The following is a 15,009-nucleotide window of genomic DNA, read 5'->3' as shown; positions in this document are numbered from 1 at the left end:
CGCCCCGCCGCCGATGGCGGGGAAGATGCGCGTCAGCGGGTCGCCGGCCAGGTCCGAGCGTAGGACGGTGGGACGGGAGCGGCCGCACTCGATCGGGGTGGAGCCGGCCGAGCTGAAGGCCGTTGCGGCGGCACAGCTCGGCCTGAAGCTCAGGCAACTACCCCGGAAAGCAAAATGTGGAGGCCCGGATTCAACCGGAGCCCCCACATGTGCGTGCGGTGTGTGTCCGAGGGGGGACTTGAACCCCCATGCCCATCACTGGGCACTAGCACCTCAAGCTAGCGCGTCTGCCTATTCCGCCACCCGGACTTGGTGCCTGCACGTGGGACCGTCATCCCGCGTCGGCTCCGTAAGGTTAGCAAACTCTGAGGAGTGCGTCATACCAAGTATCGGGCCAGTCTTCGGAGACCCTCCCGATGGGTGCCGAGATGGGGCGCGCTGGAACTCCTGATGGGGGTCTCATGACGCGGGGGTGGCGGGAATCGGGGGGTTGGTCGCGGTACGTCCGCGAGGGGCTTGGCCAATTCCTGGGTTCCCTGGGAAAAGTGGCTTGCGGCGACTTTGCGTGCTGCTACGGTTACGGATCGTTGAGGGGTGAGTCCACGACCGGCCTCACGATCTGTGGGGCCGGTTCTGGAGTTCGGGAGGTCTTGTGGCAGGCACGGCGGCAGAGCGGTCGAGGGTGATGTCCCTCGCTGTGTGCCGTGCGCGCGTGTCCGCTTCCCCGGGACATAACGCGAACGTCGACCGGGGTCACCGGATGGCGCGGTTCGCGGCCGGTGCCCGTCGGCTCGTCGTGCGAGCGGCCTCGATCGGCGTCCTGGTGGCCGCCGGCTGGCTGCTCGCTGTTCTGTTCGGCATGCTCACCGCCGCCCCGGCGGCCGCGGATTCCGCCGCGGCGACAGGGGCGAAGGCGGCGACAGGGACCTCCGCCGTGGCGGAGGCCGAGGCCGGCTCCACCCAGTTCCCCGCCCTCGTGGGCTCCGGCGGCTTCGCGGCGTCCGACAACGCCGAGGCCATGGCCGGGCGCACCGTGGCCGGGCTCAACAGCCAGCAGGATCCTGGCCTGCCCTCACCGTCCACCGCCGGTTCGATCCTCGACGGCACCAACGGCTTGGTGCCCAACGGCGGTGGCAGCGGCCCTTACGGGCCCGTTGCCGGGGATGTCGCGCGGTCGCCTCTCGACCCGCGGCTGCAGGCGCGGCGCGTTCCCATCGCGTACGTGCTGCCCCCCGTCGTCCGCACAGCGGCGGACGACCCTTCCTTCTCTCCTGACTGATCCCCGCCCGGACCCCGGCCGACTCGGAGGCGCGATTGCGCCCGGCCGGTCCTGTCCGACACCGATGACCGGTACGTCACGGCGGAGCGTGGCCTGATCCCCTCCGCCGGTGGGTGACACGTCAGTTCTCCCGATTCGCGAATCCCGAGGTCCCGCTGTGCGTGACCTTCGTCACCACGGCCTCGGGACGCCCGCGATCCGTTCAGGTATCCCCCCAAGAACCACTAGGAGCATTCATCATGCGTACGTGGGCCAAGGCAACGACCCCTGCCGCCCTTCTGGCCGTGGCGGTCATGTCGTTCGCCGGCAGCGGCACCGCGGTCGCCGACACCTCCGGCGACGCCTCCGTTCTCGGCGGCAACCAGGTCGACCTGCCCATCTCCCTGCCGATCGACATCAGCGGCAACTCGGTCGCGGCGATCGGCGCCGCCGAGGCGGCCTCGCAGGGCGGCGCGACCGCCGTCAGCGGCCGCGGGAACGGCATCCCCAACCGCACCTCCGGCAACGCCTCGGTGGGCGGCGGCAACCAGATCAACGTGCCGATCACCGCCCCGATCAACGCCTGCGGCAACGCGGTCTCGCTGATCGGCGTGTCCGACGCCGGCTGCAAGGGCGGCGCGACCGCCCGTACGCAGGGGCGTGGCGGCGCGGGCGGCAACCGCACCTCCGGCGACGCCTCCGTGCTCGGCGGCAACCAGATCAACGCGCCCATCTCCGCCCCGCTCAACGTCTGCGGCAACGCGATCGCGATCTTCGGCGCCGCCACGGCGGGCTGCAAGGGCGGGGCCGAGGTGCACAACACCGGCCGCGGCGCGGGCGGCAACCGTACCTCCGGCAACGCTTCCGTGCTCGGCGGCAACCAGGTCGTCGCGCCGATCTCCGTTCCGATCAACGTCTGCGGCAACGCGGTGGCCGCGGTCGGCCGGGCGTTCGCCGGCTGCCGGGGCGGCTCCTCGGTGCGCAACGGCGGTGGCGGGGGCGGTGGCTCGGCCTACCAGACCTCCCGTCACGTGCCCGCACCCGGTTCGTCGGGCAACGACACCGACGGACGATTCGGCGTCGGCAGCGGCAACCAGGTGATCGCGCCCATCACCGCGCCGATCGACGCCTGCGGCAACGCCGTCGGCAACGCGGCCGCGGGCTGCGTCGGCGGGACGACGGTCCGCGGGGGCGGCAGCGGCGCGGGCGGCAACCGCACCTCCGGGCGGGCCGGTGTGCTGGCCGGCAACCAGGTCGTGGCGCCCATCGCGGCCCCGGTCAACGTCTGCGGCAACGCGGTGGCGGTGGTCGGGCACGCGTTCGCCGGATGCAAGGGCGGGGCGACGGTCCACAAGGGCGGTCGTGGCGCGGGCGGCAACCGTACGTCCGGGCAGGCGGGCGTCGGCAGCGGCAACCAGGTGGTCGCGCCGATCGCGGCTCCGGTCAACGTCTGCGGCAACGCGGCCGCGCTGCTCGGCTCGGCCGCGGCGGCGTGCAAGGGCGGGGCCGAGGTGCACGACAACGGCCGCGGCGCGGGCGGCAACCGCACCTCGGGGCGGGCCGGTGTGCTGGCCGGCAACCAGGTCGTCGCGCCGATCGCCGCGCCGGTCAACGTCTGCGGCAACGCCGTCGCCGTGCTGGGCGACGCCGCGGCCGGCTGCCTCGGCGGCGCCCACGTCGGCCGTGCGCCGTACCGGATGGCCGGGAGCTTCGACCGGTTCGGGCGGGCCACCGACAAGTTCAGGACGGCCAACGGCGCACTGCCGGGGGTCCAGGGGGCTTCGGTCCCGGGCGGCACGGGCGGTCTGCCGGTGCTGGGCGGACTGCAGGGTGTTCCCGCGCTGAGCGGGCTGGGCGGGCTGCAGGGCATCCCGGCTCTGGGCGCCCTCCAGGGGGTCGCGGGCGGGCAGGCCGTTCCCAGCGCGCAGAAGGCGCAGAGCGGCGCGGCCGACGGGCTGAGCATCGCGCAGCCGGTGCAGGAGCTCGCCTCGGGTAAGGGGCTCGCCCAGCCGGTGGAGGGCCTGGCCTCCGGCCAGAGCGTCACCAAGCCGGCGCAGGACCTCGCGACCGGTGGCGGCGTCTCCGCTCTCGCGGGCGAGGTCCGGAAGGGCGCCGACGTCGCCGCCTCGCTCCCGGTGGTCGAGGACGCCTCCCGTACGTTCGGCCTGCCGCAGCTCCCCGAGCTGCCCGGGCTGCCCGCCGAGGCGCAGACCCCGGCCGCGGTCGCCCCTGCCAAGTCCGGCAAGCCGGCCAAGTCCGCGATGTCGGGCACCGGTGACCGTCGTGGCCGTGGCGCCGCCGGCGTTCCCGGCAACGGGCGCGTCGCGAGCAACCCGGCCCGCCCCGCCCGTCCGTCCTCGCCGCTGAGCCCCGCGACCGACCTGGTCGGCTCCACCCCGGTCGGCGGCGCTGTGGGCTCGGTCACCCGTGGCCTGCCGGTCGGTGACATCGGCCTGATGAGCGCCGCGCAGCCCGCCGGCGTCACCGGGATGAACTCCAGCTCGCTGCTGGCCCTGGCGCTCGGCGCCATGTTCGCCGCCTCGGCGACGATGTTCGCCACGGCTCGTCGGTTCCGGTTCGGCCGCAAGTAAGGAATCGCGTCAGGCCGTAAGTAACGCATTCGCAGGGATCTTCGGCAGGATGGCCCTCGCTCACGATCCGTGAGCGAACGGCAGAAGACGCTTTGCCCGTTCCGGGGGCGCGGCCCGGGGCGGGCAAAGCCATGCCCGCGATCGAGCGGGCGTGGTCAGAGCGTGCTGCGTACTCGGATGATCTTACGGCGGAGCCGTACGTGGCGGCTGCCGTCGGGGTGGACGCGGACGCGCGCGAGCTCCCACTGACCGTACTCTGCGTGTTCGGTCAGCAGCTGACGTGCTGCTTCGCGAGTGAGGTCGCGCGGAATGAAGATATCCATGTAGGAGTAGTCGAGCACAACGATTAGTCTCCAGGGTGAGTCAGGGCGCCATGCCGCTCGATGGGCCTTATTCTGCGTGCTTGCGGGTGGACCCGGAAGCTAGTGGGTAGCCCGGGGGAAGGAAATTTCCGCGAGTCGGGTTACCTTTCAGTCTGTGCCGACTCCCGGCAGGGGGATTTGCAAGCGAACAGTGAGGTAGGAAGCAGCGTGCCAGCCAACAACGGCAGCACCGGCGGAACACGCCTGGTGATCGTCGAGTCGCCCGCCAAGGCGAAGACGATCAAGGAATACCTCGGTGCCGGCTACATGGTCGAGTCCAGCATCGGGCACATCCGCGATCTGCCGGAGAAGGCCGATGACATCCCCGAGAAGTTCAAAGGCGCGCCGTGGGCGCGGCTGGGGGTCAACGTCGAGCACGACTTCGAACCTCTCTACGTAGTCAATCCTGACAAGAAGGCGCAGGTCAACAAGCTACGTCAGCTTCTGAAGGACGCCGACGAGCTCTACCTCGCCACTGACGAGGACCGCGAGGGCGAGGCCATCGCCTGGCACCTGCGCGAGGTGCTGAAGCCCAAGGTCCCCGTGCACCGCATGGTCTTCCACGAGATCACCCCGCAGGCCATCCGCGACGCCGTCTCCAACCCCCGCGACCTCAACCTGCGCCTCGTCGACGCACAGGAGACCCGCCGCATCCTCGACCGGCTCTACGGCTACGAGGTCAGCCCCGTGCTGTGGAAGAAGGTCAAGCCCCGGCTGTCCGCGGGCCGGGTGCAGTCGGTCGCGACGCGGCTGGTGGTCGAGCGCGAGCGTGAGCGCATGGCGTTCACCTCCGCCCACTACTGGGACCTGCAGGCGCTGTTCGACACGGGCAAGGCCGAGGAGCGGCCGCGTGACTTCACCGCCACGCTGACCGGCGTCGACGGCCGGCGGGTGGCGCAGGGCCGCGACTTCGCCAGCACCGGCCAGCTCAAGACGGCCGACGTGCTGCACCTGTCGGAGCAGGCCGCGGGCGAGCTGGCCGGGCGGCTGCGCGGGTCGTCGTTCGCGGTCAGGTCCGTCGAGCGCAAGCCGTACACCCGCAAGCCGTACGCGCCGTTCCGTACCACCACGCTGCAGCAGGAGGCCAGCAGGAAGCTGGGCTTCTCCGCCAAGTACACGATGCAGGTGGCGCAGCGGCTCTACGAGAACGGCTTCATCACCTACATGCGTACCGACAGCATCACGCTGTCGGAGACGGCGGTCGCGGCGGCACGCGCGCAGGCGATCCGCCTGTACGGCGCCCAGTATGTCCCCGACAAGCCGCGCGTCTACAGCAGCAAGGTCAAGAACGCGCAGGAGGCCCACGAGGCCATCCGCCCGTCGGGCGAGGAGTTCCGCACGCCCGGCGAGACCGGGCTGAGCGGCGACATGTTCCGCCTGTACGAGCTGATCTGGCAGCGTACGGTCTCGTCGCAGATGAAGGACGCGGTCGGCGAGTCGATCAGCGTCAAGGTGGGCGGCACGTCGTCGAGCGGCGAGGACGTCGAGTTCAGCGCCTCCGGCCGGACGATCACCTTCTACGGCTTCCTCAAGGCCTACGTCGAGGGTCACGACGACCCGTCGAGCGACCGCGACGACGCCGAGAAGCGCCTGCCCAACCTGGCCGAGGGCGACGCGCTCAGCGTGAGCAGGCTCGACGTGGCCGGTCACTCGACCAAGCCGCCGGCCCGCTACACCGAGGCGTCGCTGGTCAAGGAGCTGGAGGACCGCGAGATCGGGCGGCCGTCGACGTACGCCTCGATCATCGGCACCATCCTCGACCGCGGCTACGTGTTCAAGAAGGGGACGGCGCTGGTGCCGTCGTTCCTGGCGTTCGCCGTGGTCAACCTGCTGGAGCAGCACTTCGGCAACCTCGTCGACTACGACTTCACCGCCGACATGGAGAAGGTCCTCGACGACATCGCCAACGACCGGGCCGAACGGGTGCCGGAGCTGCAGCGCTTCTACTACGGGGCCGACGGCGACGAGGGCCTCAAGGAGATGGTCTCCGACCTCGGCGAGATCGACGCCAAGGAGATCAGCTCCTTCCCGATCAAGGGCACGGACATCGTGCTGCGCGTCGGCCGCTACGGCCCCTACCTCGACCGGGACGGCGCCCGGGTCAACGTCCCCGAGGACATGACGCCCGACGAGCTGACCGCCGAGAAGGCCGAGGAGCTGTTCTCGCGGCCCACGGGTGACCGCGAGCTGGGGCGCGATCCGGTGACCGGGCACGTCATCGTGGCCAAGGACGGGCGCTACGGGCCTTATGTGACCGAGGTCCTGCCCGAGCCGGCCGAGGAGGAGACGCCGAAGAGGCGTACGAAGAAGGCCGACGCCCCGAAGCCGCGTACGAGCTCGCTGTTCAAGACCATGTCGCTGGACACCATCACGCTCGACGACGCGCTCAGGCTCCTGTCCATCCCCCGGGTGGTCGGCGAGCTGGAGGGCGAGGAGGTCGTGGCGCACAACGGCAAGTTCGGGCCCTACCTGAAGAAGGGCACCGACTCGCGTTCGCTGGCGGCCGAGGACGACCTGCTGACCGTCACGATCGAGCAGGCCAAGGAGCTGTTCGCGCAGCCCAAGCAGCGCGGGCGGCGGGCCGCCGCGGCGGCGCCGCTGCGCGAGCTGGGCGACGACCCCGCCTCGAAGAAGCCGGTGGTGGTCAAGGAGGGGCGGTTCGGGCCGTACGTGACCGACGGCGAGACCAACGCCTCCCTGCGCAAGGGCGACACGGTCGAGGACATCACGATCGAGCGGGCCGCCGAGCTGCTGGCCGAGCGGCGTGAGCGGGCGCCCGCGCCGAAGAAGACCACGCGGAAGGCGCCGGCGAAGAAGACCACGGCGACGAAGACCACCGCGACGAAGGCGGCGACGGCGAAGTCGACTACTACGAAGACCGCGGCGGCGAAGAAGGCGCCTGCGGCGGCGAAGAAGTCGGCCTCCAAATCGTAAGTAGCATCACCTATGTGATTGTCCTGGTCTTCGTCGGTCTGATCCTGCTGGCGCACTATTACCTGTGGCACCGGCTGGTGCGTTCGACGACGGCCCCCGGGCGGCTCCGCAAGGCGCTGACCTGGGGTGTCGTGGCGCTGATGCTGCTGGTCGTGGCGACGTTCGTCGGGACGCGGGCGGATTTCGGGACGTGGCTGGCCTGGCCGGGCTATCTGTGGCTGGCCATGCTGTTCTACCTGTTCGTGTTCCTCGCGGTGCTGGAGATCCCGCGGGCGGTGGCGGCGGTGTGGCTGCGCCGGGCCGAGCGGCGGCGCGCGCCGGTGCCTGAGCCGGTCGCGGTGCTCGCGGGCACGCCGGCGCCGGACGACGTGGCGGCGGGACTCCCCGACGCGGTCCCCGACCCTGTGGAGCCGCCCGCCGCCCTGAGCAGACGTCTGTTCCTGGGGCGGGCCACCGCCGCCGTGGCCGGGGTGGGCGCGGCGGCGACGGTGGGGTACGGCGTGTCGAGCGCCCTCGGCGACCCCGTCATCGAGCCGGTGCGGGTCACGCTGCCGAAGCTGGACCCGCGGCTGAGCGGGCTGCGTTTCGCCGTGGTGAGCGACATCCACCTCGGGCCGCTCACCGGCCGGTCCCACACCGAGCGCATCGTCCGCATGATCAACGGGCTGGAGGCCGACGTCGTCGCGATCGTCGGCGACCTGGTGGACGGCTCGGTCGCCCGGCTCGGCCCGCTGGCCCGGCCGCTGAAGGACCTGGAGTCGAGGTACGGGGCCTACTTCGTGACCGGCAACCACGAGTATTTCTCTCCGGGTGGCTATGTCGAATGGCTGGACGAGCTCGGCGAGCTGGGCGTGCGCCCGCTGCGCAACGAGCGGGTGGAGATCGCTCACCAGGGGGCGGTGCTCGACCTCGCGGGGGTCAACGACCTCGGCGGCGCCGCGCAGGGCGACGGCCCCGACTTCGCCAAGGCGCTCGGCGGCCGGACTTCCGGCAGGTCCACGGTGCTGCTGGCCCATCAGCCCGTGCAGGTGTCCGAGGCCGCCAGGCACGGCGTGGACCTGCAGCTGTCGGGGCACACGCACGGCGGGCAGATCATGCCGTTCAACCTGGTGGTGGGCCTGCAGCAGCCGGTGGTGTCGGGCCTGGCCACGGTGGACGGGGTGCAGGTCTACACGACCAGGGGCGCGGGCTTCTGGGGGCCGCCGGTGCGGGTCGGCGCGCCGCCGGAGATCACGATCCTGGAGCTCCGCTCCTGACGTAAGGTAATCGAGTGGTCACGAGAGGCCATCATGCCGTAGTATCCGTCCGGATACAAGAAGCGGGGTGAGCATGGTGTCCTCGGCGATGGAGGCGGCGCTGGCCGCCGGTGTCGCGGCCTGGGCCGAGCGCGGCGGGCTGCTGTTCCGGCAGGCCAGGCAGGCGGCGAGCATGAACCAGTCGGCGCTGGCCGGCCTGAGCGGCACGTCCAGGACCACGTTGTCGGCCTACGAGCACGGCAGGAAGTCGCCGACGCTGGAGACCGCGGGCCGCATCCTCGACGCGGCGGGGTTCCGGCTGGTGCTGGAGCCGAAGGTGGAGTTCGCCGCGCGGGAGACGGGCGACGGGCGCAGCTTCCACGTGCCCAGCAGGCTGGGGCGGCTGCCGGTCGCGGCGGCGCTCGGCGTGGCCCGGCTGCGGGGGCGCGACTACGACCTGGCCGACCGGGGGGAGCGGCGGGAGGCGTACGCGCTGCTGCTGCGCGAGGGCACCGCGCAGGAGGTGCGTGACCACGTCGACGGCGTGCTGCTGGCCGAGCTGTGGAACGAATTGGATCTACCACCCGATATCCACGCGGAGTGGTTGCCAGTGGTGGAAGAAGCTCGACATGGGGCCGGAGTCGTCCAGTGACGTCGTTGTCGCAGACCTGTTCGCGATGGGTGACCTGCGCGCCGGCGCGCGGGCGTAATACTCTCGGCAAGCCCCCGGGTGCGGCCGGCCCGTCGCTTGTCCACCCGCCCCTGGCCCACACCTGGATACGCTGAGAAGATGACTGCCCCTGGCCGACGCCCCCGCGCTCACGTGCTGGCCAACGTGCCGTTCCGACGGCTCTGGACGGCCATGTCGGTGTGCAGTCTGGGTGACTGGCTCAACCTCCTCGCGCTGACCGCCCTGGCCGCCAACCTCACCAGCGGCTCCGACTACCGCGTGCAGTCGCTCGCCGTCGGCGGCGTCTTCGTCGCCAAGATGCTGCCGGCCGTGCTGCTCGGGCCGCTGGCAGGCGTGTTCGCCGACCGGTTCGACCGGCGGCTGACCATGGTCGCGGCCGACCTCGCCCGCTTCGCGGTGGTGCTGTCGATCCCGCTGATCGGCAGCTACCAGTGGATCATCATCGCGACCGTCCTCGTCGAGTGCGTCAACCTCTTCTGGGTGCCGGCCAAGGACGCCACCGTGCCCAACCTGGTGCCCAAGGCGGAGCTGGAGGCGGCCAACCGGCTCAACCTGCTGGTCACCTACGGCACCGCGCCGGTCGCGGCCATGCTGTTCGCGGCGCTGTCGGTGGCGGGCGACCTGATCGCCGGGCTCGCGCCCGCCCTGACCGGGCCCTACCTCGCGCTGATCGTCAACGCCTGCGCCTACCTGGTGTCGGCGGCCCTGATCTTCACGCTGCGCGACATCCCCAAGCGCGACAGCGGGGTCTCCACGCCCTCCGTGCTCAAGCAGATCGTGGAAGGCTGGCGCTTCGTCGGCCGCGACCGGCTGGTCCGCGGGCTGATCATCGGCATGCTGGGGGCGTTCGCCGCCGGCGGGGCCGTGGTGGGCGTGGCCAAGATCTACGTCGGCACGCTCGGCGGCGGCGACGCGGCCTACGGCGTGGTGTTCGCGGCGGTCTTCTTCGGCATGGCGCTCGGCATGTTCTTCGGGCTGCGGCTGCTGCGCGAGCTGTCGCGGCGGCGGCTGTTCGGGCTCGCCATCACGGTCGCCGGGCTGGTGCTGGTGGCGATCGCGCTGGTGCACAACCTCGTCATCGTGGTCATGCTGACCGTGCTGCTCGGCGCGTGTGCGGGCATCGCCTGGATCATCGGCTACACGCTCATCGGGCTGGAGGTCGAGGACGGGCTGCGCGGCAGGACGTTCGCGTTCCTGCAGTCCACGGCGCGGGTGACGCTGCTGCTCGTGGTGGCCGTGGCGAGCCCGCTGGCGGCGCTGTTCGGCGAGTACGACCTGGCGTTCGGCGCGATCGGCTACCGCTTCGACGGCACCAACCTCGTGCTGGTGGTCGCCGGCGCGCTCGCCATGACCGTCGGCCTGCTCGCGCTGCGCCACATGGACGACCGCAAGGGCGTCCCGCTGGCGGCCGACCTGATCGCCGCCGTGCGGGGCGACCGGTTCCCCGCCGAGGGGTCCGAGCACGTGCCGGGGCTCTTCGTGGCCTTCGAGGGCGGCGAGGGCTCGGGCAAGACCACCCAGTCCCGTACGATCGCGATCTGGCTGCGCGACCAGGGCTACGACGTCGTGCAGACGCGCGAGCCCGGCTCCACCAAGGTCGGCATGCGGCTGCGTGCCATCCTGCTCGACGCGGCCGAGAAGGGGCTGTCGGCGCGGGCGGAGGCGCTGCTCTACGCCGCCGATCGGGCCGAGCACGTGGAGAAGGTGATCCGTCCGGCGCTGCACCGGGGCTCGCTGGTGATCACCGATCGCTACGTCGACTCGTCGCTGGCCTACCAGGGGGCGGGCCGCGCGCTCGCGCCCGACGACGTCTCCAAGATCAACGCCTGGGCCACCGGCGGCCTGGTGCCGCACCTGACCGTGCTCATCGACACCCCGCCCGAGGTGGGGCTGACCCGGCTGGGCGGCGCGGTCGACCGCATCGAGGCCGAGCCGCTGGAGTTCCACGAGCGGGTGCGCAAGGAGTTCCGTGCGCTGGCCGCCGCCGCGCCCGAGCGCTACCTCGTGGTCGACGGCACACAGCCGATGGACGAGATCACCCGTCAGATCCAGGACCGCATCCACGAGCTCCTGCCCGACCCGGTGCCCCGGGAGTCCGAGGACATCACCGGCACGATGCCCGCCATCCGCGACTAACCTTGCCTCGTGACCGTCTTCGATGACCTCGTAGGCCAGGACCAGGCCGTCGCGGTGCTGTCGCGCGCCGCGGCGGCGGCCGGTGAGGTCGTCGCGGGCGGGCGCGGCGCGGGCATGACGCACGCCTGGCTGTTCACCGGCCCGCCCGGCGCCGGCCGCGAGGACGCCGCCCGCGCCTTCGCCGCCGCGCTGCTCTGTCCCGACGCCGGCTGCGGCCACTGCGACCAGTGCCACCAGGTGCTCATCGGCTCCCATCCCGACCTGGAGTCCGTACGCCCCGAAGGGTTGTCCTACAGCGTCAAGCAGACCCGCGAGCTCATCCTGCGCGCGGCCGGGGCGCCGACGCAGGGCCGGTGGCGGGTCATCCTGTTCGAGGACGCCGACCGGGCCACCGAGTCGGCCGCGAACGCGCTGCTCAAGGCCATCGAGGAGCCGCCGCCCCGTACGGTGTGGCTGCTCTGCTCCCCGGCCCCCGACGACCTGATGATCACCATCCGGTCGCGCTGTCGCCTGATCACGCTCACGACGCCCGGCACGGAGGCGGTCGCCCGGGTGCTCGCCGCCCGCGACGGGGTGCCGTGGGAGACGGCCGCGTTCGCCGCCCGCGCCGCTCAGGGGCACATCGGCCGGGCGCGGGCGCTCGCGCTGGACGACGCCGCCCGGCAGCGCCGCGAGGCCGTGCTGGGCATCCCACGCTCGCTCACGGGGGTGGGGGAGTGCGTCTCGGCGGCCGAGCGCCTGGTGAAGACCGCCGAGGAGGAGGCCGCCGCCGCGACGGCCGCGCTCAACGACAACGAGACCACCGAGCTGCGCAGGATCTACGGCGAGGGCTCCACGGGCAAGGGGCTCAACCGCGGCCTGGTGCGGGGCGGCGCCGGCGCGCTGAAGGAGCTGGAGGACCGGCAGAAGTCCCGGGCGACCCGGATCAAGCGCGACTCGCTGGACGCCGCGCTGCTGGAGCTGGTGTCGTTCTACCGCGACGTGCTCGCCGTGCAGTTCGGGGCGGGCGTCGAGCTGGCCAACGACGACCTGCGTTTCGACCTGGACCAGCTCGCGAAGAAGTCCACGCCCGAGGAGACATTGCGCCGGATCGATGCGATCATGCAATGCCGTGAGCGGCTGGCGGCGAACGTCAACCCGCAGATCGCGGTCGAGGCGATGATGCTGGCGCTGCGCTGATCGCGTACATCCTTCTGGAGGGCTCGAAGCTCATGCGTGCGGTGTTACGAGGGTTGCTGGGTGTCGCTCTGGTGGCGTCGGCGGTTGTCGCGGTGAGCTCGCCGGCCTCCGCCGCTGGTGACGCCGAGTGGGAGATCCGCGTCTTCATGTGCTCTTCCCCGTCCCTGCCCGGCTGCGGCAAGCGCGCGGCCACGGGCGCCCAGAAGCGGGCGATTCGCACGTTGCTGGAGGGCCTGCCGGAGGTGGAGGAGGTGCGTTTCGTGGATCAGGCCGGGATGTACGCGAGCTTCCGGCGTGACTTTGCCGCGAACAAGCCTTTGCTCCGGCAGATCACGGCGAAGGACCTGCTCGAGACGTTCGTCCTCCGATTGAAGGAGGGCGTCGACCGGGACCGCGTGACGGAGGCCGTCCACGGGCGACCGGGTGTGTCCTGGGTCGCGGATACGGCCAATGGGAAGCGGAATGCGCTGTCCTGGGCGCCCGACTGGGACGGGAGCGTCGTCCTGTGCGCCGCCGGCTCTCCCTGGGCCCGGTGTGCCAAGGGCAGGGGCAAGGCGAACAAGAAGGCGGCGACGGCCCGGGAGCGGGCGGCCATGGCGGCGGCGCTCGCGAAGGATCCCGCGGTCCTGTCGTACGTGTTCGAGGATCAGCGCACGGCGTACGAGAACTTCAAGGACGAATACGCCTACAACAACGCCCTGGTCGCCGCCACCAAAGTGTCGGACATGCCGGAGTCGTACCGGTTGATTCTCCGGCCCGACGCCGACTGGAACACCGTGACCAATCGGATGGTGCGGATGCCGGGGGTCAGCCGGGCGTCCAACGCCAGGTGCTTCGAGACGGTCGCCAAGCTGATGGGGGATTACGGCCTTCAGGCCTACATCCCTTTCGCCGCAGAGAGTTCTCCTGACGCCTGCCGGTCCGGAACCGGCTGACCGCCCGAGCAGCAGACGGGCTCGCCAGGCGTCTCTGATACGTGGAAGTCGAACTACTCACCCAACAAGAGGCCCTGGCGCGGCAGCGGGTCGACGTGGCGTCGATCTTCGCCGAGCACCATGTGGGTCTCGTCCGGCTGGCCCTCATCCTGGTGGGCGACCGGGCGACCGCCGAGGACGTCGTCCAGGAGGCGTTCACCCGCACCCATGCCGGCCGGGGGCGGCTGCGCGACGCCGACAAGGCGCTGGCGTACGTCCGGTCGGCGGTGCTCAACGGATGCCGGTCGGTGCTGCGGCGGCGGGCGACCGTGTTCCGGCGGGCGTTGCCGTACGAGCCGCCGGTCTGGTCGGCGGAGAGCGCCGCGCTGCTGGGTGAGGAGCGCCGCGAGGTGCTGCTCGCCCTGCGCGAGCTCCCCCGCAGGCAGCGCGAGGCGTTGACCCTGCGCTACTACTTCGACCTCGCCGACCAGGAGATCGCCGACACCATGGGGGTCGGCGCGAGCACGGTGAGGTCCACGATCGCGCGGGGGCTGGCCGCTCTCGCCAGGGCACTCGGGGAGGACGCATGAACAGCCCAGTGGAAGAACGACTGCGCGCGGCCCTGGCGGAGGCGGGCGCGACCATCGACCCCGACACGCTCCGGCCCCTGCCCGCGCCTGCCCGGCGTCGCACGTGGATGGACGCCCGGCTGCTGGTGGTGGGCGCTGCGGTGACGGCCGGCGTCGCGGCCACGGCCGTGGGGCTGACGCTGGGACCGGGGGACGAGCAGATCGCGGTCGCCGAGCCGGCGCGGATCGAGCCCGGCAAGGCCGACATGACCGTCATCATGTGCTCGACCAGCGCTCTCGTGGTCAAGGAGCCTCGGTGCGGAGGGCGTGACGCCACCGCCGAGCAGGTGGCCGCGGTCGAGCGGGCGGTTCGGAGACTGCCGCAGGTCGAGGCGGCGTACACAGTGGATCAGCAGCACGCCTACGACGACTTCCGCGCCGATTTCGCCCTCAACCAGCCGATGCTGGACGCGGTCAAGGTCACCGACCTGCCGGTGTCGATCCGGCTGACCCTTAAGCAGAGGGCGGTCCGTCGCGAGGTCGAGAAATCCCTCCGCGCGCTGCCCGGGATCGGTGGGGTCACCGACAACACCGCGACCGAGGCGGCGCTGGAGTCGCGTTCGGAGTTGCTGGTCAACGTGTTCCTGTGCGGCAAGGGGACGCCGCTGCCGTCCTGCGGCGCGGAGCGCAAGTCGGACGGGACTGTCGTCAAGGAGGGCAAGGCGGCGACGAGGACCCAGACGATCGCCCTGACAAAGCTGATCAAGGACATGCCCGAGGTGCAGTCGGTCACGTTCGAGGACCAGCGGGCGGCGTACGAAAACTTCAAGCGCGCGTTCACCTCGAACAAGACTCTGCTGAAGAGCACCAAGGTGTCGGACATGCCGCAATCGTTCAGAGTGTTCCTTAAGCAGGGGAGCGACTGGGCCAAACCGGTCGCCATGCTGAGACGCCAGCCCGGCGTGGCCAGCGTCTCCTACGTGCCCTGCCAGAAGGACGGCATGCTCGCTCTCAGCCGTTATGGGATGAGCCCGCCGGAGGACAAGATGTGCTCGCCCGGCAGCTGATCACTCCCGCCCCCTGACTTTCGGCGCACCTGCCCACGTAGTGTGGGCAGGAAGGCCGGAAAGACCTAGGCGT

General features: G+C 71.4%; 11 protein-coding genes and 1 tRNA gene. 10 read left to right on the top strand and 2 right to left on the bottom strand.

Annotation, left to right across the window (positions count from 1 at the left end; translation table 11 throughout):
* Positions 1-223 precede the first annotated feature (223 nt).
* Positions 224-309, bottom strand: a tRNA-Leu gene (locus ABD292_RS31520).
* A gap of 403 nt (positions 310-712) precedes the next feature.
* Here ABD292_RS31520 and ABD292_RS31515 point away from each other — a divergent pair.
* Positions 713-1,279 (top strand): hypothetical protein, encoded by a 567-nt coding sequence (locus tag ABD292_RS31515; RefSeq protein WP_344213693.1) that lies wholly within the window; start codon positions 713-715, stop codon positions 1,277-1,279.
* 239 nt (positions 1,280-1,518) lie between these two features.
* Positions 1,519-3,849, top strand: a complete 2,331-nt coding sequence (locus ABD292_RS31510; RefSeq protein ID WP_344213690.1) for a chaplin family protein — start codon at positions 1,519-1,521, stop codon at positions 3,847-3,849.
* Between the two features lie 155 nt (positions 3,850-4,004).
* Here ABD292_RS31510 and ABD292_RS31505 read toward each other — a convergent pair whose 3' ends face one another.
* The gene (locus ABD292_RS31505; RefSeq protein ID WP_020540893.1) at positions 4,005-4,190 is read right to left on the bottom strand and encodes a DUF5703 family protein; all 186 of its coding nucleotides are present in this window, start codon (positions 4,188-4,190) and stop codon (positions 4,005-4,007) included.
* Positions 4,191-4,379: 189 nt separating this feature from the next.
* Between ABD292_RS31505 and topA the strand changes: the two genes are divergently transcribed.
* The 8 genes from topA (at position 4,380) to ABD292_RS31465 (ending at position 14,936) form a co-directional block, all read left to right on the top strand.
* The gene (gene topA / locus ABD292_RS31500; RefSeq protein WP_344213688.1) at positions 4,380-7,145 is read left to right on the top strand and encodes a type I DNA topoisomerase; all 2,766 of its coding nucleotides are present in this window, start codon (positions 4,380-4,382) and stop codon (positions 7,143-7,145) included.
* Positions 7,146-7,159: 14 nt separating this feature from the next.
* Complete coding sequence (locus ABD292_RS31495) at positions 7,160-8,401, top strand: metallophosphoesterase (protein WP_344213686.1); 1,242 nt, start codon at positions 7,160-7,162, stop codon at positions 8,399-8,401.
* A 73-nt stretch (positions 8,402-8,474) separates the two neighbouring features.
* The gene (locus tag ABD292_RS31490; RefSeq protein WP_344214080.1) at positions 8,475-9,032 is read left to right on the top strand and encodes a helix-turn-helix transcriptional regulator; all 558 of its coding nucleotides are present in this window, start codon (positions 8,475-8,477) and stop codon (positions 9,030-9,032) included.
* A 138-nt stretch (positions 9,033-9,170) separates the two neighbouring features.
* Entirely contained in the window at positions 9,171-11,207 is a 2,037-nt protein-coding gene (gene tmk, locus ABD292_RS31485) for a dTMP kinase (protein WP_344213684.1), read from the top strand.
* 9 nt (positions 11,208-11,216) lie between these two features.
* Positions 11,217-12,386 carry a DNA polymerase III subunit delta' gene (locus tag ABD292_RS31480; protein ID WP_344213682.1) on the top strand — a complete coding sequence of 390 codons (1,170 nt, stop codon included), beginning with the start codon at positions 11,217-11,219 and terminating at the stop codon, positions 12,384-12,386.
* 32 nt (positions 12,387-12,418) lie between these two features.
* Positions 12,419-13,321 (top strand): permease-like cell division protein FtsX, encoded by a 903-nt coding sequence (locus tag ABD292_RS31475; RefSeq protein WP_344213679.1) that lies wholly within the window; start codon positions 12,419-12,421, stop codon positions 13,319-13,321.
* Positions 13,322-13,362: 41 nt separating this feature from the next.
* Complete coding sequence (locus tag ABD292_RS31470; RefSeq protein ID WP_344213677.1) at positions 13,363-13,890, top strand: sigma-70 family RNA polymerase sigma factor; 528 nt, start codon at positions 13,363-13,365, stop codon at positions 13,888-13,890.
* Complete coding sequence (locus ABD292_RS31465; protein WP_344213675.1) at positions 13,887-14,936, top strand: permease-like cell division protein FtsX; 1,050 nt, start codon at positions 13,887-13,889, stop codon at positions 14,934-14,936. Before ABD292_RS31470 ends, ABD292_RS31465 begins: the two co-directional genes overlap by 4 nt.
* The last annotated feature ends 73 nt before the right edge of the window (positions 14,937-15,009 follow it).

Origin of the sequence: Nonomuraea bangladeshensis, assembly GCF_039529455.1 — a bacterium.
GTDB classification, from domain to species: Bacteria; Actinomycetota; Actinomycetes; order Streptosporangiales; family Streptosporangiaceae; genus Nonomuraea; species Nonomuraea bangladeshensis.
This window is presented reverse-complemented; position numbering and strand designations above follow the sequence as displayed.